Here is a 24,550-nt window from a genome sequence, read left to right as displayed (position 1 = left end):
CACTCAAGGTAATTGGCGGGTGCTCAGGCGCATCGTATGATCGACAATCAATACAATCAAAATATTGTCATGGATACACCTCGACATGCCTCGCTCTCGCTACAAGTCATTGGTCGATGCTTTCGCCGCAGACATTCGCGCGGGTCGGTTGCTGCCCGGCACCCGCTTGCCGACTCACCGGCAACTGGCAGCGACCGAAGGGCTGGCGCTGGTGACCGCCACCCGGGTCTACGCCGAGCTTGAAGCCATGGGCCTGGTCAGCGGCGAAACGGGGCGCGGCACCTTCGTCAGGGAAACCTCGCTGCCGCCGGGTCTGGGTATCGATCAGCCGGACGTCACTGAGGGCATGGCCGACCTGAACTTCAACTACCCGGCGCTGCCAGGCCAGGCCGAGTTATTGCGCAACGCACTGCGCCAACTTGCCTCAGCCGGTGACCTGGAGTCCTTGCTGCGCTATCAACCCCACGCCGGACGGCTGCACGAGCGCGCCTCGGTGGCGCGCCACCTGCGTGTTCGCGGGCTGACGGCGCAGGCCGGGCAAGTATTGATGGTCAGCGGGGCTCAGCACGGGTTGACGGTGACCTTGATGGCCTTGCTGCAACCGGGGGACGTGATTGCCGCCGATGCACTGACTTATTCAGGGTTCAAGGTACTGGCCGATGCCTTGCACCTTGAAATCGTGGCGATTCCCGTACTCGAACACGGCCCTGATCTGCAGGCGATGGACACCCTGTGTCGCAGCCGTCGAGTACGGGCGGTGTACACGATGCCGACCTTGCACAACCCACTGGGTTGGGTGATGACCGCCGAACAACGCCAATCCCTGGTGGCCCTGGCCCGCGAGCACGAGTTACTGATCATCGAAGACGCCGCCTATGCGTTCCTCGCCGAAAACCCGCCACCACCGCTGGCCGAGTTGGCCCCGGAAAGGACGGTCTACGTGTCCGGGCTGTCCAAGAGCGTCGCCACCGGATTGCGCGTGGGCTTCGTCGTCGCCCCCATCGACAAAGTCCCGGCGCTGGAGCGAACCATCCGCGCCACCACCTGGAACACCCCCGGCGTTTTGACGGCGATCGCCAGCACCTGGCTCGACGACGGCACGGTCATGCAACTGGAAGCCGAAAAACGCCAGGACGCCCAAGCCCGGCAAGCCCTGGCCGGCGAGGTGTTGGCGGGACTGCGCTGCATTCGCCACCCCTCCTCCTACTTCCTGTGGCTGCCACTGTCCGACGACGCCCGCGCTGACCAGATAGCCAAGGCACTCATCGACGAAAACGTCTCGGTCTCGACCGCCGAGCCCTTTGCAACCACCCCTCACGTCCCCCACGCATTGCGACTGGCGCTGGGTTCGGTAGACATGGCCACGCTTCGCATTGCGCTGGAAAAAGTACAGTGGATTGTCAGTGCCTATGGGTAGCAGCCGGGGTGGATCGAGCGGGGACCGGTCGTCGGGATTGGGATGTTGAAGGTCAAGACGGTATCTACAGGATTTGCGCAACGTCCGATTCCCCCACCCTACACCCCAGCTGTTTTTCATCTACGCTCAATCCGCAAGCCGGTGCAACCCACTCAGGAGAGCGGATGGATGAACGACAAGCCCTTTCTGGCCTTCAATAGCGCCCACGAACTGCTGGACGTACTGATCCGTGCCGGACTGATCACCGTACTGGTGATCTCCTGCTACGAAATCTTCCGCCCCTTCCTGAACCTGGTGCTGTGGTCAATTATCCTGGCCATCACCCTGTACCCCCTCAACCAACGGCTCGCCGCCCACCTCGGCAACCGCTCTGGCTGGGCCGCGATAGTTCTGGTCATCCTTGGCCTGCTGTGCCTGATGGTCCCGCTGAGCCTGCTCGGCGGCTCGATCGTGGATTCGGTGCAGGCCGGGATACAGTCGGCGGAGGCCGGTCAATTCGAAATCCCCGCGCCACCGGCCAGCGTCGAGAGTTGGCCCTTGATCGGTTCGCCGCTCTATCAAATCTGGTTGCACGCCTCTCAGGATCTGAGCTGGGCGTTCCAACAGTTGCTGCCGCACCTCAAAGACTGGAGCAAAATCGCGTTGCAACAAGCCGCCGGGATCACTGCCGGGATTGTCATCTTTGTGCTGGCACTGATCGTCGCCGGGGTGATCATGGCCCATGGTGCGGCTGGGCAGCGCACGGCGGTGAACATTGCTTCACGGATTTCCACCCCGACAAAAGGCCCGCACATGGCCACGCTGTGTACCGCGACCATCCGTGCAGTGGCCCAGGGGGTGGTGGGCATCGCCTTTATTCAGATGCTGTTGATTGGCATCGGTCTGGTGGTCATGGGCGTCCCCGCTGCCGGGGTGATTTCACTGGTCGTATTGCTGCTGGGGATCATGCAATTGCCGGTATTACTGGTGACGATACCGGTGGTTATTTATGTCTTTGCTCAATTTGGGGTGAGCGCAAGCACCATCATCTTTGCGATCTGGACGATGATCGCCGGGTTATCGGATAACGTGCTCAAGCCCTTGTTGCTCGGTCGTGGCGTGGCGGTGCCGATGCCGGTGGTGCTGATCGGCGCGCTGGGCGGCATGGTCACTAGCGGGATCATCGGGCTGTTCATCGGACCGGTGATTCTGGCCGTCGGTTACGAGCTGTTCATGAACTGGGTGTATCCATCGGCAAGAGAACCGGAGATTCCGGCCGAACTGCTGCCGGGCGATTGAGCGCAAGCGCTGGGTACGGCATTCAGTCCTGAACGGTCACCACCGCAATGATGCTCGCGGCGTCGGACTCGATCGAACCGGCTCCGCCTTTTTTATCCCGGCGCTCGCTCATCCAGTTATTCACCCCTGCGGTAAATTCCGGTGGCGTGACACGTACCACGCGCCTTGCCAGATCGAGAACAGTCTGCTGGGCCAGCGCTTCCTCCATGCGTTTCTGCGCAGTCAACATGACGCCATGCACCGAACAGGTCCCCGCCAGCGCCCACGGCGGTGGCGCGCCGTCAAACAACGTGCAACGACCCCTGATCTCGCGACAATCGAAAATCTGCTTGCGGCCATCGATGGCGACCGCGATGTCCAGAACAGTGATTTCATCGGCAGGCTTGCCCAAACGAAAGCCACCGCGCAGACCTTCCGTGGCGATTACCAGTTTGGCCTTGGCCAGTTTGGTGAAAATCTTCGCCAGGTAATCGAGCGGCACGCCCTGCAATTCCGCCAGATCGCGCACGCTGGCGTCACGGCTTTCGCCTTTTTCATCCACCAGGAATATGAGGCAGTGGATCCCGTACTCGACCCCTGCGCTGTAGAACGACATACATACTCTCCAAATCGTAGTAACTGAAAAGCGGCGACATCGCTGTCACCGCTTTTCACATGCCGACTCGAACCTTATGCGATAGGGATCATAGGGTCCGCAGCGGCCAGTGCGACGTCACGGTCAGCGACCGGTGGGTAGATCCACACGGTGTTGATCTGAGTCTTGAGCTGCTTGGCTTCTTCCTTGATCAGCTTGACCTGACGGTCCCAACCTTCGGTATAGACTGCGCCCCAGGCGCCAAGGTCCAGGCAGGTCACGTATTTCGGCTGACTGTAGGTGACCGGTGCAACCCCCAGCACCTGTGCGGCGACATTGTTACCGGCATGACGGCCCAACACAATGGCGTGTTGGCAGGTCATCAGGGCGAAGTTGCCGATGTCATCGCTGGCGGCGTAAGCCACATCGCCGGTGGCAAAGATATCCTCCTGGCCAATCACCTTCAGATGGCCGTCCACGTGCAAACGACCGGCTTTGTCACGCTCGCCAGGAATCTGCTCGGTCAACGAACTGGCGCGAACACCGGTGGTCCAGATCACGGTTTTGGCATCGATGCGCTGGCCGTCTTCCAAAGTGACACCGTCGGCATCGACCTGAGCAACCGACGCTTTGACGCGCCATTCCACACCCAGCTCATGACTGGCGGCGATGATCGACTCGCTGATTTCGCTGCCCAACGCGGCACCGATTTTTTCGCCACGGTCGACGACGATCACCTTGACGTTAGCGTCCTTGCCCAGAATCGCACGCAGACGGCTTGGCATCTCAGTCGCCGTTTCAATCCCGGTAAAACCACCACCTGCCACCACCACCGTGTTGCGCGCAGTGGATTCAGGCTGATCTTTGAGCGCATGCAAGTGCGCTTCAAGACGGGTCGCCTCTTCGATTTCATCGACATCGAACGCGTGCTCGATACCGGCCATCGCCGGACGGGCGACGCGGCTACCGGTGGCTAGGACCAGCTTGTCGTAGGTGCGGACCGCCTTCTCGCCTTGGGCAGAGGTGAACTCGACACGTTTGCCGGCAACGTCGATCTGATCCACCGCGCCCTGCAGAAACTCAACACCCACGGCCTTGAACAAATCACCCAGTGGCGCCTTCAGCTGCGCAGCATTGGGCTCATAAAAGCGCGGGCGAACCCGTAGCTCGGCCTGTGGCGCAAGAACGGTGACGGCAACATCGGAACGGCCGTGCATCTCAAGCAAACGCGTGGCGCTCAACGCACTCCACAGCCCACCGAAACCCGCGCCGATAATCAGAATTTGCTGTTTCATTTCTAAGCTCCGAATGTGAAAACCAAAGGTGTCTGCCCAAGGGTACCGCTTGCCCCTGATAACTACGACTATACTTGTCGTAGTTATCAGGGGCAAGCGTGTTGTCTTCATGGACCGGACTAGCAGCGCGTCTAATTTTATTTAATCTTTTAAAATCAATAGGTTAATTTTTTAATGACTAAAAAAATCGACAGACTGTCGACGCCAGTGGCTTTTAAACGAAGGAGATATACTTGGAATTAGCTTAAATCTACGAATCAATTAGTCGTAGATTTAATAGAGTAACGAGCCGTAGCAGTCCGGCTTGCCGGCGTCAGCGCCCATAGGATCGCCTTCGCCAACAAGATCAATACCTTTGCTGGCGGCGATCCTGCAAATACCCAATGACCGCCTGATGATCTCCGGCAAACTCGATTCGCGGCCCTTTGCTGTCGCGCTGGAAGGCGTACATCGGGTCGTAGTACTCGCTGAGCATGCCGCTGATCCAGCCGCGATGCAGATCCACCGCACCCGACCTTTCCTGCTCTTCCAGCGCGCTGTCCATGATTGCCGACAAACGCTTGTAACGCTCCCCGCCCAACCGTTTGACGATGCTCGCCAGGCTCTGGCGCAATTGCGCGGCAAATACCGTAAAGCCCTGTTCCACGCCGTGCACCGCAATAAACTCGGCGCACAGGTCGACCACGTAATCCTTGAGAATCCGTTCCACGCGGTTGTCGAACGACTCTTCGAGCCAGACCAGCGGGTACTGCTGCATGCCCTGGAACAAGGTCAACGGCACCGCCCGGCTGCCAATCGCCCGCCCTTCGTCTTCCAGTACGAACTGGCTGACACCGGCCGCACGTTTTTTCAGGATGTCGATGGACAAGGCGTTTTCAAAACTGATTTGCGCCGGTTGCGCCGTGGCGTGTTTGCCAAAGCTGGAACCCCGGTGATGGGCGTGGCCTTCCAGGTCCAGTGCATTGCGCAACTGCGCCAGGACCTCAGTCTTGCCCGAGCCGGTCAAACCACCGACCAGCACGAAATCACACTCCGCCACCGCACTTTCGGTGACTTCGATCAGGTAATGCCGTAGCGCTTTATAACCATCGAGTACCCGTGGGTATTCGATTCCGGCGTCGAACTTCAACCACTGCTGGGTCAGTTGCGAGCGCAGCCCGCCACGGAAGCAATACAAATAACCTTGAGGCTGGTTGCTGACAAACTCCAGCCAGGCGTCGATCCGCGCCTGCTTGATTGGCCCGGACACCAATTCATGACCCAGTTCTATGGCCGCCTGCTGCCCGCGCTGTTTGTAGCAAGTGCCGACCTTTTCCCGCTCCAGGTCATTCATCAACGGCCGGTTCACGGCTAACGGAAAGGCGCCCTTATCAAACTCGACCGGCGCCCGAACGTCCATCAGCGGAATGTCGTTGAGAAAAATGTCGCGGTAGTCGGCGCTGTTCTCGCGCATCAGAACACCTCGACCGCGTGACTCTGTCGGCCGACCAGTTCACCAATGGCCGACAGGTTCAGGCCCAGCTCAGCGGCCTTGGCCAGAAATGCCGCCTCGCCCGCCGGTTCGACCGCCACTAGCAGACCACCACTGGTTTGCGGATCACACAGCAGCAGTTTCTGCATTTGGGTTACCGGTGTCAGGCGCTTGCTGTAGCTGTCGAAGTTGCGATGAGTGCCACCGGGCACGCAGTTGTGTTCCAGGTAGTATTCAACACTCGATATCCGCGGCACGGCGGCGAAGTCAACACGCGCCGTCAGTTGCGCGCCGTCGGCCATTTCCACCAAATGCCCGAGCAGGCCAAAACCGGTGACGTCGGTCATCGCCTTGACCCCGTCGAGCTTGCCGAAATGGCTGCCCGGCTTGTTCAAGGTGCACATCAAATCGCGGGCCACGCCTTGATCGGCGGCGCGCAATACGCCCTTCTTCTCTGCGGTGGTGAGAATGCCGATGCCCAGCGGTTTGGTCAGGTACAGCTTGCAGCCAACGGTGCCGGTGTCGTTGCGCTTCATGAAGCGCTTCTCCACCAGACCGGTGACCGCCAGGCCGAAAATCGGCTCCGGGGCGTCGATCGAATGGCCGCCTGCCAACGGAATACCGGCTTCGTCACACACCGCACGACCGCCGCGTACCACTTCACGGGCAACCTCCGGCGCCAGCAGGTTCACCGGCCAGCCGAGGATCGCAATCGCCATCAACGGCGTACCGCCCATGGCATAGATGTCGCTGATGGCATTAGTGGCGGCGATGCGTCCGAAGTCGTAGGGATCATCGACGATTGGCATAAAGAAGTCAGTGGTCGAAACCACGCCGCGCTCTTCATCGATGGCATACACCGCCGCATCGTCGCGCGAGGTGTTGCCGACCCACAGCTTGGGATCGAGGTTCTGCGCGCCGCTGCCGGCCAGGATCACTTCCAGCACTTCGGGGGAAATCTTGCAGCCACAACCGGCACCGTGACTGTACTGGGTAAGACGAATCGGCTCGCTCATGGGGGCACCTGTAAATTTCTAGTGCGCGGATATTACCAGAGCGGTTGGGGGTGGACGTGATTGTGGGGCGAGTGGTGTGTCGAGTGTTACGCGTTTACTGTAGGAGCTGCCGCAGGCTGCGATAAAGCCGGAACGGCTTTCTGGCCGTTGGTTCGCAGCCTTCGGCAGCTCCTACAGGATTGGTGTCACTTATAAAGGGTGTTTAGGCTCAAAGCCTGCTCTTGATCACCCGGCACGCTGCCAGGTCCCAAGCCCCGGTACCCACGGTCTTGAACAGGATAGGTTTGGAAAGGTCCGGCTGTTCACTGAACGCCGAGGCCAGTGACTTGACCCGCGACCAATCGATTTTAGCCTGGATCAAATCGCCTGCCTCATGGGGCGCACCCAGAAGGTCGTCGACGTAGACCGTACTGGCATCCACCACCGCCGGCGCGATTTCGCACATCTCAGGGGTAAACGCGCCGACACCAATCACCAGCCGGCCCGGTTTGGCCAGTTCGCTGTAAACCGGCGATCGGGCGGTGGTCACGGTGATCACCACGTCGTAATCCACATCAGCGCTGGCGTCTTCGACCTGCAGCTTCGGCGCGATGGCTTTCAGTTGATCAACGAACATTTGCGCGCCGTGCGCCGAGCGGCCACGCATATGAATCGTCGCCTCCGGGAATACCTCGGCGATGGCTTCGACATGGTTCAGCGCCTGTTTGCCCACGCCGATGATCAACACTGACTTCGGCGGCTGTGGCAGCAAGCGACTGATTCCCAGCATGCTCACCGCCGCCGTGCGACGCCCGGTCACCGTCGGGCCGTCGACCTGGAACAGCATCACGCCGCTCAGCGCGTTCATCGCCACCACCTGGCCGTGGATGGTCGGCAGGCCTTCCTTGTTGTTACGCGGGTTGACGTTGACCAGCTTATGAATCGCAATGTCATCCGCCGTTGCCGGCATCGACAGCATGATCCCGCCCTCTTTCAGCGCCACAACCATGCGCTCCGGGCTGACGATCTTGCCCTCGACACACTCTTGCGCGGCAGTGCGCAGCGCTTCCATCAATTCACGCATCGGCAACAGCGCTGCCGTTTCACTCTCGTTGAACACTTTCATGTCGTTACCAGCACGCCGTAAGGTAGGGAAATCGCAACAGGGCCTTTTTCTACGCTGGACCTCTGGCTTCGTCAACCGCTGCCGGTCAGCGCGCCGTTTGTAGCGCATAACGACGGCAATGCTGCAAATAACCCTCCTCGTGATTGCCCACCAACTGCACCACGCTGGTCCATAACCAAGACGGCGCATCCAGGGTTTTCGAGCGATTGAGCTGCAAGTCCGCCAGCCAGCTTTTTCGCGTGTCGGCGTCCATCTGCCGGGCATGCGCCATTCCGACGATGCGCGCCAGGTAGCCGGCGGCGCGGGTCGCGTCCTTTTCGCTCAGCGTGTCCAGCTCCAGTTTTATGTCTTGCGGCAACAGTTCACGAATGAACACGCCATGCTCGAGAAAGCGTGTCGCCAACATCCGCTCGCCGAGCGCCGGCGACAGTTGCTTCGCCCCTTCGACCACCCGCTGCGCATTGTCCCTCGGCATGTGCGCACGGGCCGCTCGGGGCGCCGCGGCGGCGATGGCTTCCTTGACGTCGATCAGGCAGTACTCCTGCTCATCGCCCTCACCGACCCCGAGTAACACCGCATAACGCATCAACCCCAGCGAACTGCAGCCCTTGACCCAATACGCCGAATCGAGCAATTCAACCTGGGCATCGTTCGGTCGACCTTTCAGCGCCGTGACCAACGAGTGCAATTCCGGTGTCGCACACAGCGCCTTGATCGCGGATTTTTCGGCGCGAGACAGCGGCCAGAAATTCTTGCCCGGCGGAATGGTCGGGCGCTCATTCTCGATACGCTCCCGGGCCAGGTGCTTCCAGGTTCGCTGAACCGCGCTGCGCATGCTGCCTTTGACCTGGCTGGGGCGCTCCGGCTTTTCGTCCGAGCCTTTGACGAACGCTTGTTCGTAGCCCTTCATCATCTCCTCCAGCATCAATGCTGTCGTCACTCCAGGCAAGTCCGAGCCGCGTGCCGCCATCGCCAACGACAACGCCAGACGCACCAGGTCATGGACCGGGTTACCGACAACGGTCTGATCCAGGTCACGAATATTGATGTCGATGCGACCCCGCAAATCACCGGTTGGCCCCAGATTACCCACATGGCAATCGCCACAAATCCAGACATTCGGCCCGTGGGGCAAGCGGCGACCGCGCTGACTGTGCAGCCATTCATAAAACTGCACGGTATTGCCCCGCACGTAGGCATGGGCCGAGCGGGCCATTTTCTCATTGCGCAACGTGTCGAGAATCTCGAGCCGTTGTGGCGGGCGCGGTAATTTCATGGTTCGTTCTTTCTGAGACCCGTGGAATTCAATAGACTTGTGTCTTGAGGCTTTGGTTTCAATTTGCCATTAACGAGAGCGGGTCATGAGCAGCGAGTTGCAGGTGGTAGACATCCAGTTGGGCGATGGCAAGGCAGTGGTCAAGGGCGCCTTGATCACCACCCAGTACAGCGGTTTCCTGGAAGATGGCACGACATTCGACTCGTCCTGGGAACGCGGCAAGCCTTTCCAGTGCGTGATTGGCACCGGTCGCGTCATCAAAGGCTGGGACATCGGCCTGATCGGCATGCAAGTCGGCGGCAAGCGCAAGCTGTTCGTCCCGGCGCACCTGGCGTACGGCGAGCGACAGATGGGTGCCCACATCAAACCCAATTCGAACCTGATCTTCGAAGTCGAATTACTGGAAGTACTGACCCGGGATGAGTGAACGACCATGAGTGCCAACCCCCTTGAAATCAGCCTGACGGGCAACACCGTGCAACTGCTGCCGTTGCAACACGAACACGTGCCGCAATTGCTGGAAGCCGCCGCCGACGGTGAGTTGTGGAACATGACGCTGACCACGGTACCGGGTGCCGACAACGTCGAACACTACGTGGCCAACGCCCTCGCGGGCCGTTATGCCGGAACGGTGATGCCCTTCTCCATCGTCCAGAGCGAGACTGGCAAGATTGTCGGCAGCACGCGCTTCTGGAAGATCGACCGCAACAACCGCAAGCTGGAAATCGGCCACACGTGGTTGAGCCAATCGGTACAGCGCTCGGGGATCAACACCGAGGTGAAATATTTGCTGTTGTGCCATGCGTTCGAGGTGATGAATTGCGTGCGGGTGCAGTTCACCACTGATGAACTGAACGAAAAATCCCGGGCGGCGATCCTGCGTATCGGCGCCACTCAGGAAGGCATCGTGCGCCACGAGCGGATCATGCCCGACGGACGCAAGCGCAACTCGGTGCGCTTCAGCATCATTGATACGGAATGGCCAGAGGTGAAGAAGCTGTTGCGGGCGAAGATGGCGCGGTAACGAATGCGCGCCTACAAAAATCACGCTCACACTACTACTGTATGCCCATACAGATAAAGCTTGCCTGATCGATCATCTATGCGCATGCTGCACGGCATCGACGCACCACGAAAGATGATCACCATGCAGCTGTTCCTGTGCGAAAAACCCTCTCAGGCCAAAGACATCGCCAAAGTGCTCGGCGCCAGCCGGCGTGGCGATGGCTGCTGGGTGGGTGCCAACGTCACGGTGACCTGGTGCATCGGCCATCTGCTGGAAGCCGCCCCGCCGGACGCTTATGACGCGCGCTACAAGCGCTGGGTGCTGGCGGATCTGCCGATCGTGCCGGAAAAGTGGAAGATGCTGGTCAAGCCCAAGACCGCCAGCCAGTTCAAGGCGGTCAAGCGCTTGCTGGGCGAAGCGCAGGAACTGGTGATCGCCACCGATGCCGACCGTGAGGGCGAGATGATCGCCCGCGAGTTGGTCGAGCATTGCAAGTATCGCGGGCCGATCCAGCGCCTGTGGCTGTCGGCGCTCGACGACGCATCGATCCGCAAGGCGCTGGCCAGCCTCAAGCCCGGCGCCGAGACCTTCAACCTGTACCACTCGGCACTCGGTCGCTCCCGCGCTGACTGGCTGATTGGCATGAACATGAGCCGTTTGTTTACCTTGCTCGGCCGCCAATCCGGCTATCAAGGGGTGTTGCCAGTCGGCCGGGTACAAACGCCGACTCTGCGCCTGGTCGTAGATCGCGACCGCAGCATTGCCGATTTCGTGCCGGTGCCGTTTTGGGCAATTGACGTGCAGTTGTTCAGCGGCGAAACCTCCTTTACCGCCCAATGGTGCCCACCGGATGACGTCTGTGACGATCAGGGTCGCTGTCTGAATCAAACCTTGGCCAGTGAAGCGGCCACGGCGTTGAGAACGGCCGCCAGCGCCCGGGTGATCCAGTTGAAAACCGAGCGCGTGCGTGAGGCTGCGCCGCTGCTGTTTGACTTGGGGACACTGCAGGAAGTCTGCTCGAAGAAGCTCGGGCTTGGCGCCCAGGAAACCCTGGATATCGCCCAGTCCCTTTATGAGCAATACAAAGCCATCACCTACCCACGTAGCGATTGCGGCTACCTGCCGTTGAGCCAACATGGCGAGGCGGCGTCGATCATTGCTGGTTTGGGGCGCGCCGATCCTACTCTGGCCGAGTTGATGACGCACCTCGACCCACAACGCCGCTCCCGGGCCTGGAACGACGCCAAGGTCAGCGCCCACCACGGCATCATTCCGACTGCCGCCACCATCGACCTCGGGCGTTTACCGAGCAAACAACGGGCGGTCTACACCCTGATCCGCGCGCGCTATCTGGCGCAGTTCCTGCCCAATCATGAGTTCGATCGCACCCAGGCGGATTTCGACTGCGCCGGCCAGGCCTTGCGCGCCGTAGGTAAACGCATCGTCGAACCGGGCTGGAAACGCGCCCTGCCCCAGGCTCTGGCGCCGAGCAAGGGCAATGAACCTGCGCCGCCACAGGCATTGCCCGCACTGAGCAAAGGTCAGGACTGTGCGGTTGAAACCGTCACCCTCAAAGATCTCTGGACCCAGCCGCCCAAGCCGTTCACCGAGGGTGACTTGATCAAGGCGATGAAAAACGTCGCCAAACTGGTCAGCGATCCGCGCCTCAAGCAAAAGCTCAAGGACACCACCGGCATCGGCACTGAAGCGACCCGCGCCGGGATCATTCAAGGCTTGCTGGATCGAGGCTACCTGAGCAAAAACGGCAAGGCCCTCGCCGCGACGCCAGCCGCCTTCAGCCTGATCGACGCCGTACCACGAGCCATTGCCGACCCCGGCACCACAGCAATCTGGGAACAGGCGCTGGACATGGTGCAGAGCGGTGAGATGAGCCTGGAAGAATTCGTGGCCAAGCAATCCAGCTGGATGAGCAAACAAGTGGCGCGCTGTACCGGCTTGAGCCTGACCATCAGCGGACCGGCCACTCCGGCGGGTCGCGGTGGCGCGCCGTGGAAAAAGAAACGCAAGCCGACCGCGCGTAAAGCTGCGACCGGTAGTAAGCGCGCGTAAAGCCTTTCGCAGGCAAGCCTGCCACAGAGGTTCTGCGCCAGGCACTGTGTGTGAGCCAGGCTTGCCCTGACAACAAGAATCCCAAGTCATGAAAGCGACCGTTCAGTCACCCTCCCCAGCCCCGCCCCAGAGCCACTTGGCCGCCAGTAATTCCCACAAAATATTTATGTAGTGTACAAAAAATAACACTACATAAGTATTGACGCCCCCCTCGTTTCCCTTGCATGATGGCCCCGTCTCCCCGATCGGGAGCACTGGCAAAGGTGTTCTGAGCACGTCGACAAGCAGTCGAACGGTTCCCGGATGTGTACTGCCCACAAGGCAGATTGATGAAGCTGACCGGCATGATCGACCCGTAAGGGCGTGAAGCGCTGGCGAGACATTCTCATGAAGCTTGTGGTCGACTTTACAAGTGTCGCCAACAAAACTCTGAGCACTCGCCATTACTTCTCGGTGAACAGCTGTAGCCGTTTTCGATCAGCGCTACCTTCATCAAATCCCAAGCCAGATGTGCACTCGCTGCAGTGCCATATTTGAGCTAACCAACTTATACAGATCAACACATGGTAAAGGGGCATAACGATGAACTTGAACAAACAACCCACTATCGACGAATTGGCTCAACTGTTCGCATCGAAAAAAGACAGCCTCGATAACCATATTCTCTGGGTATGCGAAGAAGGCGATGTACACATCGATCGCCTGTCGACCAACGCCGGGGAAAGCGAGTTCGAGAAGTCCAACCCCAAGATGCGCGCCCGCCTCAGGATGTACCGCCGTGGCCAAGGCTATGTCGGCAAGAAGGCTGCCGCCGACAAAGAGTTCATGGGTAAGGTGCTGCAGACGCTCAAAGTTGAATGGAGCAATGCTCAGGGCAAGTCTGAAGTGTCGGTAGTCGACAAGTACTGCTGATTAACGCAAGCAACTACAGGTCACCCGGACATTGTGCCGGGTGACCTGTTAGTTGAACATCCTCGTTCACCAGGCCTGTCCATCCGCTCGCTCGATCAAGCCGTTACGATCGAGACGTTGTTCAATACGTCCCTGTTTGATCACTACCCCTCTGTCGCACAAATGCGCCACCGTGTGTATATCGTGGCTGACCACAATCATGGTCATTCCGGTGTCCTGACGGCGCGCCTGAAGCAGGTTGAGAATCTCTGCCTGGACGGTCATGTCCAGCGCCGACGTGGGTTCATCCAGCAACAACAATTTCGGCTGCAATTGCAGGGCGCGGACGATGGCCACCCGTTGGCGTTGCCCACCTGACAGTTGATGCGGAAAACGATCGAGCACCTCACCAGGCAACCCCACTTGATCCAAAGACGCGATCAAACTGCGCTCATCAAATGGCAGCCCGTTGATTTGTCTTGGCTCGCGCAAGCTACGGCGAATTCGGTGCAAGGGATGCAACGAGGCATAGGGGTCCTGAAACACCATTTGTACCTCGCGTCGCAGGCTGCCGGTAAAGGCCCGCTTCACTTCCAGTGAGCGCCCAAGCAAACGCACACCACCCGACCAATCGCGCTGCAGCCCGGCGAGCACGCGCAACAGCGTCGACTTGCCGGAACCCGAGCCGCCGATCAGACCGAAGCACTCACCCTCCTCGACTCGCAGGTCTTCCAGGTCCAGCGCAGAGAACGGGCTGGCTCCGCGTTTGAAGTTCACCGCCAGGCTGCCGATGTCGACCGCGTTCATGCAATTTCCTCCAACAGCTGACGGCTCAGGGTTGGCAATAACTGCCCGTGACTGGCCGCCGACGGTCGACAACTCCACAAGGTTCGGGTGTAGGGATGGCTGGCGGCTGCCAGTTCGACGGCGTGACAACGATCGACAATCTGCCCGCGGTACATCACCAACACGCGATCGCAGTACTTGGCAACTAACGGCAGGTCGTGACTGATGAGCAGCAATCCCATGCCGCGCTGCTCCACCAGGTCCATGATCAGCTCGAGCATTTGATCTCGCAGGTGGCTGTCCAACGCCGAAGTCGGTTCATCGGCGATTAACAGACGCGGATCATTGATCAGCATCGCCGCCAACATCACCCGCTGCCCCATGCCGCCGGACAGTTCGTGAGGGTAGGTATCGTAGAGAGCACTCGGGTTCGGCAAGCCCACCGCGTCCAGCATTTCCAGGACTTTTTCGCGTCTTTCACGCCGCCCCAGACGCGTGTGCAACACCAGCACCTCTTCGACCTGCTTGCCGACTTTGAGCACCGGGTTCAGCGAGTATTTGGGGTCCTGCAATACCAGAGACAAGCGCGTGCCGCGCAAGGCTTGCCACTGCCGGGCGCTCAGCCCAAGCAAGTCGCTGTCGCCCAGACGCAGGTGCTCGGCACTGACCTGCGCCGGACGCGGAATCAGCCCCAGCAACGCCCGCGCCGTCAGGGATTTCCCGGAACCCGACTCACCGACCAGCGCGACTTTCTCGGTGCCGACACTGAAATCAATCCCTTTGACCACCTCAACCGAGGTGCCGTCATACCCCGGAAAACCTATCCGCAGGCCCCGTACATCCAGCAACCCATCATTCAGCGCCATGTCGAGGATCCAGAACGTCACGCAGGCCGTCGCCCAACAGGTTAAAGGCCAGGCTCGCCAGCAGGATCGCGATGCCCGGTGCCGCCGCCACCCACCATTGATCGAAGATGACACGACTGCCATCCGCCACCATCGAACCCCATTCGGCGGTCGGCGGTTGCACGCCCAAGCCCAAAAAGCCAAGCCCGGCGGCGGCCAGGATAATCCCGCCGAGATTCAGCGCTACACGCACGATCACCGACGGCAGGCACAGCGGCAACACATGCCCAAATAGCAGGCGCGCACCGCGAATGCCTTGCAAATGCGCGGCGGCCAGGTAGTCACTGTCGCGCAATACGTTGGTCTCGGCCCGCGCCTGACGGGCATACGCCGGCCACGCCGTCAGCGACAGGGCCAGCGCACCATTGAGCAATCCGGGACCGAGAATCGCGACGAACGCCAACGCCAGCACCAACTGTGGAAAAGCCATGACCACATCGGTCAAACGCATCAAGATTCGCTCCGGCCACCCCCCATAAAATCCGGCCGTCACACCGACCAGTACCCCCAAAGGCAAGGTCAACACCAAGACCAGTAACACCAATAACAGGGTCGGCCGTGCGCCATATAACAAACGCGTGAACAGGTCTCGACCAAAGCCATCGGTGCCCAACCAATGACTGGCCGAAGGCGCCAATAACCGCTCGGGAATGTTTTGCGCATTGGGATTGAACGCGCTCAGCCAAGGGGCGAACAACGCCACTACGATCAACAATGCAATCAGCAAAAGGCCGAGGGTCAACGCCGGAGAACGACGCCACACACCACGGACAGAAACGGCCTCGACCGCTACGGCAAGACTCATAACAACCCCCGAGTGCGTGGATCGATCAGACCGGCCAGCACGTCGGCAACACCATTGACCACCACAAAGCACAGACCAATCAACAAGGTGCTGCCGAGAATTGCCGGCACATCCCCGGCAAACAGCGCCGTGGTCAGGTAACGACCGATGCCCGGCCAGGCAAATACCGTTTCAGTCAGAATCGACCCTTCGAGCAAACCGGCGTAGGCCAACGCAACCACCACGACCAGGGTCCCGGCGACATTGGGCAGCACATGATGGAACAACACCCGACCACGCCCGGCACCTTTGGCCAGCGCGGTGATCACGTATTCCTTGCCCATTTCGCCGAGGACGGCAGAACGGGTCAGGCGACAAATGCCGGCCATCGCGTAGAACGCCAGCACCAACACCGGCAAAATCAAATGGCTGAAGGCGTTGATCACGGCGCCGTCTTCCCCAGAGCGCCAGGTGTCCCACAACATCCAGCCACTGGGTAAATCAAGGCTGTACAGCAACCCATCGTCAAGCCGCCCCGGCCCGCTCGCCCACTGCAATTTCGCGTAGAACAGCAGCAGCATCAGCAGTCCGAGCCAGAACACCGGCACCGAATAACCGATCAGCGAAAACAGTCGCACCAGCGCATCCACCCAGCTACCGGGTCGCCAGGCCGCGAGCAGCCCGAGACCCAGCCCCAGACTGCCGCCCAACACGATTGCCAGGGTCGCCAACTCCAGCGTGGCCGGTATCGCACTGTGCAGGTCATCCAGCACGGGCTGATGCGAGGTATTGGAAACACCCAGATCGCCGTGGGCCAGACCGCCCAGGTAATGACCGAAACGCACCGGCCAAGGCTGATCCAGCCCCAGCTCGGTGCGCACCTGTGCCAGCGATGAGTCGCTGGCGTGGTCACCGGCAATGCGCAACGCCGGGTCTATCGGTGACAAGGTGGTCAACAGGAAGGTGAAAAACAGCAAGCCGCCCAAGGTGACGAGCAAGGTCAACAACCCCGTGCCCGCTACCTGGACTCGTCGGGATAGGCCTGCCCTCACTTGGTTTTGCTCACCAGATCAAAATAGGGCAATGACACCGCGATATTTTGCTGCACACCCTTGACCCCGTCATGCACTGCGACCTGATTCTGCCCTTGCAAGGCCACTACAAACGGCGAGTCGTTACGCACGGCTTGCTGCAATTGCCGGTACAAGGCGATGCGTTTCTGCGGGTCTTTTTCCGAGGCGGCGGCACGGGTGTCCAGGCTCAATTGAGGGATGTCCCACTGAGTGCGCCAGGCCAGGGTTTTCGGACCGTTAGCCACGTTATAAGTGAAGGTGCTGGCGTTGGAGTTAGGGTCCAGATAATCCATGCCCCAGTACGTGAAGATCAGTTGATAATCACGACTGCGCATCTTGGCTAACAACTCGCTTTCGACCAAGGGACGCACGGCGATGTCGATACCGGCCTTGGCAAAACTGGCTTGTAGTGCCTGGGCGATATCGGTGTACGGTGGTTGATTGAAGACGTTCAGCTCGAGGTGCGTACCCTCGGCGATCCCGCCTTTTTTCAGGATGGCTTTGGCTTTTTCCACGTCCAGCTTGAACGGTGTATCGCTCAGCGACCCAGCCAGCCCGGTAGGTAAAAACGATTGATGGACGCTGTACTGGCCCTTGAGCAGGTCCTTGGAAATGCTTTGATAATCCACCAGCCAACGGGACGCCTCCCAGAACGCTGGGTTCTTCAAGGCGGGCACCTGGGTGTTACCACTGTTGATCGCCAGGTAATAAATCATCGACGACGGGAAACGCTGCACCGTCAGGCCCTTCTGTTGCTCCAGCGCACTGAATTGGTCGGCGCCCAAGTCATACGCGAGGTCGGCATCGCCCTGCACTACCAGCAGGCGGCGCGTCGCAGGGTCGGTTACGTTCTTGATCACCACGGTTTTCAACTTCGGCGCCAATGCCGCATGCGGGTTAGCCTGCAACACCACCGCCTCGTGCGGCGTATAACTGCGCAACGCATAGGCCCCAGTGCCGGCCGAATGGTTTTTCAGCCAACCGTTACCCAGGTCGTCGCCTTGCACATGTTTTTGTACTTCCACGGCATCGACGATAGAACCCACCGGCGTCGCCGAAAGAATGCTCAGCGCGAAGACATTCCCAACGGCTGCCGGCCAGGAAATTCGCACGTGATGCTCATCCACCTTGGTCAGCAGACCATCGATGTTTTGCGGTGTCCAGCCCAGCTCACCGAGGATGAAGGACGGGGTTTTGTTGAGTTTGACCACGCGGCTCAACGAGTAGATCACGTCTTCGGGGCGCACCGGATTGCCCGAGGCGAACGTCGCGCCGGGGCGCAGTTCAAAGGTCAGGCTTTTATCGTCGCTGCCCGCCTGCCATTGCGTGGCCAGCACCGGCACTTGCTTCGACGGGTCGAAGCGATCCGGTTCAAGCAAGCGCTGGTAGAAATTAATCAGTGTGTTGGTGCCGGAGATTTCGAAACTTTCTGCGGGGTCGAGACTGACGATGTCGTCGATCGAACGCGCCACTATCAGGCTATCCGGCGGAGTCGCAGCCCATGCTGAACCGCTGATTGCCATTGCCATTGCCAAAGCTGAAAGACGCCGCATCGTGTAGCCCTCAAGGTAGAGTCACCGTTCCTGGAAGGCGCCACGTTATATTCCATTTGGAAATTAAAAAAATAACCTTTAGTCATTACCTTAGAGCTTTTACTGACCCAAAACGCCATCAGCCATCAGCCGACGGCCCGCCGCAGAATGGTCTGCGGCGAGCCTGGGTCTTGTTCAATCCGGCAAGGTGATCAACGCACTTACGGTGTGATATCCGTCTTGAACCACTTATGCGACAGCGTCTTCACCGTGCCATCGGCCAACGCCGAGCGTAATGCATCGTCGAACCTGGCTTTTAATTCGGGATCACTCTGACGGAAGGCCAACGCTTCACCCGGCCCCCAGATCGAGCCGCCAATCTTGGGGCCGACGATCGCCAGTGACTGGTTCTCCGGTTTATCCATGATCGAGCTGAAGAACGTCACGTCATCGAAGGCGTAATCGATTCGACCGGCGACTAAGTCCATGACGTGCTCACCGGATTTTTTATACTCGCGCACGGTGGCGATATCACTGAAGTTGGCCTGGATGAACTGGGTGTACGCCGTACCTGAGGCAATGCCGATGGATTTACCCTTCAGCAACGCGCGCATCGCATCCACGGTGGGTTTGTCGTGGGCCGCGTCGCCGGTAAGTTTGACGACCTGACCCGACGGCCCGGCCGCCGCGATCAAGCCCTTGTCGGCCGCGACCAACACCCCGGGGGTCACCGCGTAAGGCGCAGAAAAGGCAATCACCTGCTGGCGCTCTGGGGTGATCATGATTGCATCCATCAACATGTCGAACTTGCCGACCTGCAAGCCGGCAATCATGCCGTCCCAGTCTTGCGCCTGGAGCTTGCAGTGCAGCTTGATCCGGTTGCACAAATCTGCAATCAACTCGGGCTCGAAACCACCAATGGCGCCACCCGGCAGCGTCATGTTCCACGGCTCATACGCCGCTTCGGTGGCGATCGTCACGCTGCTCCACTCCTTGGCCTGGGTGGCCCCGGAACACAAGGTGGCGATGGTCAGCAAAGACAGGGTCGCCGGTTTTACCAATGCTTTCAGGTAACGGGTCATAGGAGTTCCCACTGCAAGTAAAAGTTGATTGGCATGGGTACAAAACTCGCGTCAGGGACGCAGTCAGCATGGGTTTATTATTGTTATGGGCACATCGCCAAGATGGCGCGGCTCACGCCGTACGACCGTAAAAGCCGAGCCGCTCTTCGGCGCTGAACAGCACGCCCGGCTTCTCGTAGTAGGAAAACACCGCAATCATCCGGTCACGCTGCCCCTGCACCGGGGTGACCCGGTGGGCGGTGTGTTTGCCGCGAAACACGTTCAATGTTCCCGCTTCCAGCGACAGGCTGTGAACCTGCGAATCCTCGCCTTGCAAAAGTTTTGCTACACCGTCGTAGTTGGGGTTGTCGTCCGAACGCAAATCGCTGCGGTACTGGAATTCGCCACCCGCCTCGGGCGCCTGTAACAACAACGTGGTGGTGAATTCGGCACGATCGAAGTGCCAGTTCAGCGCTTCGCTTTCGCGATAACTCATGACATTGGCCCGGGCCAACGGATCCTCCATGACATGCAACTCAGGCTTGTCCATGGTCGCGGCGATGAAGCGAATCAACGGCTGGTACTGATAAATGCGCAACACGATGCTGTCATCGATCTGGTCGGCGCACAGGGTGTGGCTGACGGTCTCGACTTTGCGCAATGCAGGATGGTCGGGGGCCAGCTCCGGGATCTCCGGTTTGAAATAGATATTGTGCAGGCGCTTGTGCACGTGGGACTGGCTGTCCATCACCGATTGCAAGGCCAGCGCCGCCTGCTGCGCCGCGTGCGGGCGAAGCAGTTGCCGCAGGTTGAACATGCCGTTGGCCTGCAGTTCGGCGCGTGCGCTATCTACCAACGCCTGCCACTCGGCGCTGCCTTCCTGGTCTAGAGGATAGCGTTGCAAATCAAGGATCTCGTGCATAGGCACCTCGCGTCTGTGATGACCCAAACTAGCGCGGCACAGGCTTCCCAACAACGGCACAAATTGTTAGCGTTGCCCAAGAAAAACTTTCGAAGGCTGACACTGCATGAATCGATTGCCGCCGCTCAATGCCGTCAAGGCCTTCGAAGTCACGGCCCGCGTCGGCAGCTTTGTGCTGGCCGCCGCGGAACTGGGTGTGACGTCGGCTGCAGTCAGCCAACAGGTGCGCCACCTCGAAGACTTTCTCGGCCGACAGCTGTTTGTGCGCACGGGTAATCGCCTGACGCTGACCGATGCCGGGCACGGCGTGTACACGCAAACCGCAAGGGCCCTCGGTGACCTCGCCAACATGACCACGCGGATGCTGGAAGGCGATTTACACGCCCGGCGTCTGGTGGTCAGCGTGCCGTACTCCTTGGCGGAAAACTGGCTGGCGCCGAAGCTCTCGGGACTGCTGGATTTCTACCCGCAACTGTCCATCGACATCCGCGTGGAAGACGACCCGGTCGACCTCGCGCGCAGCGACATTGACCTGCGCATCGCCTACGGTGACTACCACTACCCCGGCCTAACCGGCACGCTGCTGGTCCAGGATCAGGTACTGCCGATGTGCGCCCCCGACTTCTGGTATCGCCATGGCAATCAGGAGTTCAACCTGGTACCCGTGCAGCAGAACCTGTTCATCCACACCCACTGGGGCGTGAACTACGCCTCGCACCCGACCTGGGGCGACTGGTTCAACGAAGCTGGCAGCCGCTATCGACCCGACCCCACCCAAGGGCGGCGCAGTGGGTTATCCAGCCTGTCGATTTCCATGGCGCGATTGGGGCTGGGAATTGCCCTGGGGCAGAAAACCGTCGCCCACAGCGATCTGGAGGCCGGGCGCTTGATCATCCTGTCGCCGGTGGCGTTGCGTTTGGGTCACGCTTATTACGCGTTTGTGCCGGTGGCCAAAGCTGCGCGGGCGGATATCAAGCGGTTGGTGACGATGCTGGAGGGCGACACTTAAGCGTTTTAGCGCAAAGTCGACTTCGAACGCGGACGCTTTCGGACTAGGCTGCTTATTAAAGACCGCACCCTATCCCAAGAGTCTGCCGATCATGCACACCTGCCTCGACCTGCCCGCCCTCACCCACCTTGCCCAACGCTCCGCCGCCGTCACCCAACCCTGCACCTGCACCCCGAAATCGCTGGCGGGTTGGGAAGGCATGCCGGTGTCGCTGAAGGAAGCGCAGTTGCGGGAAATTGCCACGCTGGTGTTCGCCGATGAAGAAGAGTCGACCCTCGATGAATACCATCCGCAGGGCACCTATTACTGGTCGCTCGACGCACCGATTGCGCCGATGTATTTCCCCTACAACCGTTGCGGCGTCTGGGAGTGCATCCATTGCCAACGGTGCTTCCTGCGTTACGCCGAAGCCGGGGCTTATCATTTAGAGAGTCGGATTCGCAGCCTGAATCCCGCGCTGATCGTCGACGCCCCGCATGCCGACAACGGTCGCGCGAAGCGTGCGGAGGTCTCCCACTGACGCATTCCATACAGGAATGCACTGCATAAAAAACATGAATTTTATTTATGAGAGTCGAAGGGTTAGCGTGGGCGCACTCCATCCCTTGGTAACTCCCCATGACCGCCGCCCAGGAAACCATCCCCGCCGCTGAACTGCACTGGAAACGTAACCTGGTGGTCTGCGTGCTGGGATCGTTCACCACCATCATCGCCATGACCTTGCTGTTGCCGTTTCTGCCGTTGTATGTCGAACATTTGGGCGTCAGCGATCAGGCAGCGATTGTGCAGTGGTCGGGCATCGCGTTTGGTGCGACCTTTCTTTCTGCAGCGTTTACCGCGCCGTTGTGGGGCCGGCTGGGTGATCGCTACGGGCGCAAGTTGATGCTGATTCGCGCCAGCCTCGGTATGGCGGTGGCGATGTCGTTGATCGGGCTGGCAGAGAATATCTGGCAACTGGTGCTGTTGCGCCTGCTGGCCGGTTTGCTCGGTGGTTATGCCTCGGGAGCGACAATCCTCGTCGCCACACAAACCCCCAAGGCGCGCTCGGGCTGGGCGTTGGGCGTGCTGTCCTCCGGGATCATGGCCGGCAGTCTGGTGGGACCCTTGATTGGTGGCTTGCTGCCGCCGCTGATCGGTATCCGCAACACCTTCTTCCTCGCCGGTGCGGTGATCTTCGTGACCTTCCTCGCGACGCTGTTCCTGATGAAGGAAGCCCCTCGCCCACGGCGCGACGTCAACCAGGTCAAGACGCCGACTGTGCGCCCATGGTCGGTGATCGTCGATAAAAAACCGGTGATCACCATGTTCGTGATCGCCAGCATGTTGATGTTCGCCACCATGTCCATCGAGCCGATTATCACCGTCTACCTGATGCAGTTGCACACCGAGCACCTGACGTTCATGGCCGGCATGGTGATGTCGGCGGCCGCCCTGGGCAGCATCGTCTCGGCGGCCAACCTCGGCAAACTGGCGGACAGAATCGGTCACTGGACCGTGGTGACTTTTTGCTTGTCGGCCGCTGCCATTTTGTTGATCCCGCAAGCATTCGTCACCGACGGCTGGCAACTGGTGGGGCTGCGCTTTCTGATGGGACTGGCGTTGGGCGGATTGCTGCCGTGCATTTCCAGCATCGTGCGCCACTCGGTGCCGGAACAGGTTGCGGGGCGGATGCTCGGTTATTCCACCTCCAGCCAATACATCGGCCAGGTCCTCGGCCCGCTGACCGGCGGCTACCTCGGGGGTCACTACGGCATGCGCGTGGTGTTTATCGGCACCTTCGGTCTGATGGCGGCTTGCGCGGTGGCGACCGGAATGTTGCGGCCGGTGAAGCCTTTGGCGGTGGCGGGCAAAGGCTGACCAGGATTTACGCAACGCTCAAGAATGTTGTTTGAGACTTCCCAGAATCGGACAGGTCGCATCCTGTTTCGGGCCACCTATACTTAAGACACCGTACTTGGTGGTTGGGGGGCCGCCGCTGTCGAACTATCCAATGGACCACGATCGTGAACCTGCGCGCCCTGATCGTCGCCGTGATGCTGGTGTTGGCGGGATGTGCCACGCCGCACCCTGTCGTTGAACAACCCCCGGCCGTCGTGGTTCCGGGAGATACGTGGCGCAAGGTCGATCGGGACATTATTAGCGCCTCGCAGGACGCCTCCGTGCGGGTCAGGCAGTACGCCCACGACTCCATGGAAAGCTGGAGAAACCTGGTTCGCCAGCGCACCGAATCTGACTTCATTCCGTGGTTCAGCAGCTACTGGACCGAGCAATGGCTGACCATGAAAGTCACCTGGTACAAAGTCAGTAATGGTCAGGCCGGCGAGACACCCGAGCAGCGTCTGTCGATCTATTTGCAAGAGCAGTATCACGACCGGGTGCTGACGCCCGTCGCCAGCCAGGTTGACCCTGACCTGATCACGAGCCGAGCAATTACCTTTTATATCCAGGCGTTGGGTATGCAGTTGCAGAGCATTCCGCAACGCTACGGTATTCCCACGGACCAATTCGACCGCCGACTCAACGAAGTCCCGGCGATTACCCTGGCGCCACCCGCCACGCGTAGCGCTTCGCTGTACGACATGATCCACACCGACCCCGCGACCCTGCCCGCCTATGCGGCGCTGGTGGAGCACATTCGCCAGGCTTCCACTGACGTGAAAGGCAGGCCCTCGGACTCGGATATTTCGACGGCAGCGATTCGCTCCAGCAAGAAACTCGAAGCGCAGCTCGCGCCCCGGGGCGTTGCCAGCGCGGTGGCCGCTGCCGTCGGCCGCGCAGCCGGCGTCATGATTTCGGTCGGCATGGCGGGTTTCGGCGCCATTGCCCACGAACGCGATCGGCCGGAAATGGAAGCCCTACTGCGCCAAAATCTGCAAGGCGCACTGGACGCGGAATGGCGCGCGTTGATGGAAAACCCCAACACAGGGGTATTGGCCGGCGTGAATCACCTGTCAGGCAACATCGAAGGTGAACTGGGCAAAACGGCCGCGTTGCCGGATGAGTTTCAGCCAGGCACGCCGCAAACGCCGCAGACCGATGATCAGGCTGCCGAGCGATAATGCCTCCGCAGCCTGGCTCA

23 protein-coding genes are annotated in these 24,550 nt (G+C 59.9%); 10 read left to right on the top strand and 13 right to left on the bottom strand.

Features of this window, described 5'->3' with window-relative positions:
- The first annotated feature begins 85 nt into the window (after positions 1-85).
- Both ACF0H7_RS11820 and ACF0H7_RS11815 read left to right on the top strand, forming a co-directional pair.
- Positions 86-1,417 carry a PLP-dependent aminotransferase family protein gene (locus tag ACF0H7_RS11820; RefSeq protein ID WP_397452931.1) on the top strand — a complete coding sequence of 444 codons (1,332 nt, stop codon included), beginning with the start codon at positions 86-88 and terminating at the stop codon, positions 1,415-1,417.
- 168 nt (positions 1,418-1,585) lie between these two features.
- Positions 1,586-2,695, top strand: a complete 1,110-nt coding sequence (locus ACF0H7_RS11815; RefSeq protein ID WP_397452930.1) for an AI-2E family transporter — start codon at positions 1,586-1,588, stop codon at positions 2,693-2,695.
- Positions 2,696-2,717: 22 nt separating this feature from the next.
- Here ACF0H7_RS11815 and ACF0H7_RS11810 read toward each other — a convergent pair whose 3' ends face one another.
- The 6 genes from ACF0H7_RS11810 to ACF0H7_RS11785 form a co-directional block, all read right to left on the bottom strand.
- Positions 2,718-3,290 carry an RrF2 family transcriptional regulator gene (locus ACF0H7_RS11810; RefSeq protein WP_397452929.1) on the bottom strand — a complete coding sequence of 191 codons (573 nt, stop codon included), beginning with the start codon at positions 3,288-3,290 and terminating at the stop codon, positions 2,718-2,720.
- 74 nt (positions 3,291-3,364) lie between these two features.
- The gene (locus ACF0H7_RS11805; protein WP_397452928.1) at positions 3,365-4,564 is read right to left on the bottom strand and encodes an NAD(P)/FAD-dependent oxidoreductase; all 1,200 of its coding nucleotides are present in this window, start codon (positions 4,562-4,564) and stop codon (positions 3,365-3,367) included.
- A gap of 346 nt (positions 4,565-4,910) precedes the next feature.
- Positions 4,911-6,017, bottom strand: a complete 1,107-nt coding sequence (mnmH, locus tag ACF0H7_RS11800) for a tRNA 2-selenouridine(34) synthase MnmH (RefSeq protein ID WP_397452927.1) — start codon at positions 6,015-6,017, stop codon at positions 4,911-4,913.
- A complete protein-coding gene (gene selD, locus ACF0H7_RS11795; RefSeq protein WP_397452926.1) occupies positions 6,017-7,051 on the bottom strand; it encodes a selenide, water dikinase SelD in 1,035 nt (344 codons plus the stop codon). Before selD ends, mnmH begins: the two co-directional genes overlap by 1 nt.
- Before the next feature lie 208 nt (positions 7,052-7,259).
- Positions 7,260-8,156, bottom strand: coding sequence for a bifunctional Delta(1)-pyrroline-2-carboxylate/Delta(1)-piperideine-2-carboxylate reductase (gene lhpI, locus ACF0H7_RS11790; RefSeq protein ID WP_397452925.1), 897 nt, complete (start codon positions 8,154-8,156; stop codon positions 7,260-7,262).
- Between the two features lie 85 nt (positions 8,157-8,241).
- Positions 8,242-9,432 carry a DUF2252 family protein gene (locus tag ACF0H7_RS11785; RefSeq protein ID WP_397452924.1) on the bottom strand — a complete coding sequence of 397 codons (1,191 nt, stop codon included), beginning with the start codon at positions 9,430-9,432 and terminating at the stop codon, positions 8,242-8,244.
- An 85-nt stretch (positions 9,433-9,517) separates the two neighbouring features.
- Between ACF0H7_RS11785 and ACF0H7_RS11780 the strand changes: the two genes are divergently transcribed.
- From ACF0H7_RS11780 to ACF0H7_RS11765, 4 genes are all read left to right on the top strand, one after another.
- Positions 9,518-9,859, top strand: coding sequence for an FKBP-type peptidyl-prolyl cis-trans isomerase (locus tag ACF0H7_RS11780; RefSeq protein ID WP_397452923.1), 342 nt, complete (start codon positions 9,518-9,520; stop codon positions 9,857-9,859).
- Between the two features lie 6 nt (positions 9,860-9,865).
- Positions 9,866-10,456 (top strand): GNAT family N-acetyltransferase, encoded by a 591-nt coding sequence (locus tag ACF0H7_RS11775; protein WP_397452922.1) that lies wholly within the window; start codon positions 9,866-9,868, stop codon positions 10,454-10,456.
- 123 nt (positions 10,457-10,579) lie between these two features.
- Complete coding sequence (locus ACF0H7_RS11770; protein ID WP_397453882.1) at positions 10,580-12,508, top strand: DNA topoisomerase III; 1,929 nt, start codon at positions 10,580-10,582, stop codon at positions 12,506-12,508.
- A gap of 582 nt (positions 12,509-13,090) precedes the next feature.
- The gene (locus tag ACF0H7_RS11765; protein ID WP_397452921.1) at positions 13,091-13,420 is read left to right on the top strand and encodes a hypothetical protein; all 330 of its coding nucleotides are present in this window, start codon (positions 13,091-13,093) and stop codon (positions 13,418-13,420) included.
- Positions 13,421-13,486: 66 nt separating this feature from the next.
- On the opposite strand, the gene ACF0H7_RS11760 is transcribed toward ACF0H7_RS11765, so the two are convergent.
- From ACF0H7_RS11760 to ACF0H7_RS11730, 7 genes are all read right to left on the bottom strand, one after another.
- Complete coding sequence (locus tag ACF0H7_RS11760; RefSeq protein WP_397452920.1) at positions 13,487-14,206, bottom strand: ABC transporter ATP-binding protein; 720 nt, start codon at positions 14,204-14,206, stop codon at positions 13,487-13,489.
- Positions 14,203-15,051, bottom strand: a complete 849-nt coding sequence (locus tag ACF0H7_RS11755) for an ABC transporter ATP-binding protein (RefSeq protein WP_397452919.1) — start codon at positions 15,049-15,051, stop codon at positions 14,203-14,205. Before ACF0H7_RS11755 ends, ACF0H7_RS11760 begins: the two co-directional genes overlap by 4 nt.
- Positions 15,038-15,895 carry an ABC transporter permease gene (locus ACF0H7_RS11750; RefSeq protein ID WP_397452918.1) on the bottom strand — a complete coding sequence of 286 codons (858 nt, stop codon included), beginning with the start codon at positions 15,893-15,895 and terminating at the stop codon, positions 15,038-15,040. The genes ACF0H7_RS11755 and ACF0H7_RS11750 overlap by 14 nt, the downstream gene beginning before the upstream one ends.
- Positions 15,892-16,926, bottom strand: coding sequence for an ABC transporter permease (locus ACF0H7_RS11745; RefSeq protein WP_397452917.1), 1,035 nt, complete (start codon positions 16,924-16,926; stop codon positions 15,892-15,894). Before ACF0H7_RS11745 ends, ACF0H7_RS11750 begins: the two co-directional genes overlap by 4 nt.
- The gene (locus ACF0H7_RS11740; protein WP_397452916.1) at positions 16,923-18,500 is read right to left on the bottom strand and encodes an ABC transporter substrate-binding protein; all 1,578 of its coding nucleotides are present in this window, start codon (positions 18,498-18,500) and stop codon (positions 16,923-16,925) included. The genes ACF0H7_RS11745 and ACF0H7_RS11740 overlap by 4 nt, the downstream gene beginning before the upstream one ends.
- 200 nt (positions 18,501-18,700) lie before the next feature.
- Entirely contained in the window at positions 18,701-19,459 is a 759-nt protein-coding gene (locus tag ACF0H7_RS11735; protein WP_397453881.1) for a transporter substrate-binding domain-containing protein, read from the bottom strand.
- 214 nt (positions 19,460-19,673) lie between these two features.
- Positions 19,674-20,462, bottom strand: a complete 789-nt coding sequence (locus ACF0H7_RS11730; protein ID WP_397452915.1) for a 2OG-Fe(II) oxygenase — start codon at positions 20,460-20,462, stop codon at positions 19,674-19,676.
- Positions 20,463-20,568: 106 nt separating this feature from the next.
- Here ACF0H7_RS11730 and ACF0H7_RS11725 point away from each other — a divergent pair, with 106 nt between their 5' ends.
- From ACF0H7_RS11725 to ACF0H7_RS11710, 4 genes are all read left to right on the top strand, one after another.
- Positions 20,569-21,471 (top strand): LysR substrate-binding domain-containing protein, encoded by a 903-nt coding sequence (locus ACF0H7_RS11725; protein ID WP_397452914.1) that lies wholly within the window; start codon positions 20,569-20,571, stop codon positions 21,469-21,471.
- A 91-nt stretch (positions 21,472-21,562) separates the two neighbouring features.
- The gene (locus ACF0H7_RS11720; protein ID WP_397452913.1) at positions 21,563-21,991 is read left to right on the top strand and encodes a hypothetical protein; all 429 of its coding nucleotides are present in this window, start codon (positions 21,563-21,565) and stop codon (positions 21,989-21,991) included.
- A 98-nt stretch (positions 21,992-22,089) separates the two neighbouring features.
- Complete coding sequence (locus tag ACF0H7_RS11715; RefSeq protein WP_397452912.1) at positions 22,090-23,328, top strand: MFS transporter; 1,239 nt, start codon at positions 22,090-22,092, stop codon at positions 23,326-23,328.
- A gap of 146 nt (positions 23,329-23,474) precedes the next feature.
- Complete coding sequence (locus ACF0H7_RS11710; protein WP_397452911.1) at positions 23,475-24,530, top strand: hypothetical protein; 1,056 nt, start codon at positions 23,475-23,477, stop codon at positions 24,528-24,530.
- Positions 24,531-24,550: the final 20 nt, after the last annotated feature.

The sequence above is a fragment of the Pseudomonas sp. NA-150 genome (assembly GCF_044336365.1).
Taxonomy (GTDB): Bacteria; Pseudomonadota; Gammaproteobacteria; order Pseudomonadales; family Pseudomonadaceae; genus Aquipseudomonas.
The sequence above is the reverse complement of the archived record's forward strand: the minus strand, read 5'-3'. Positions and strand labels throughout refer to the sequence as shown.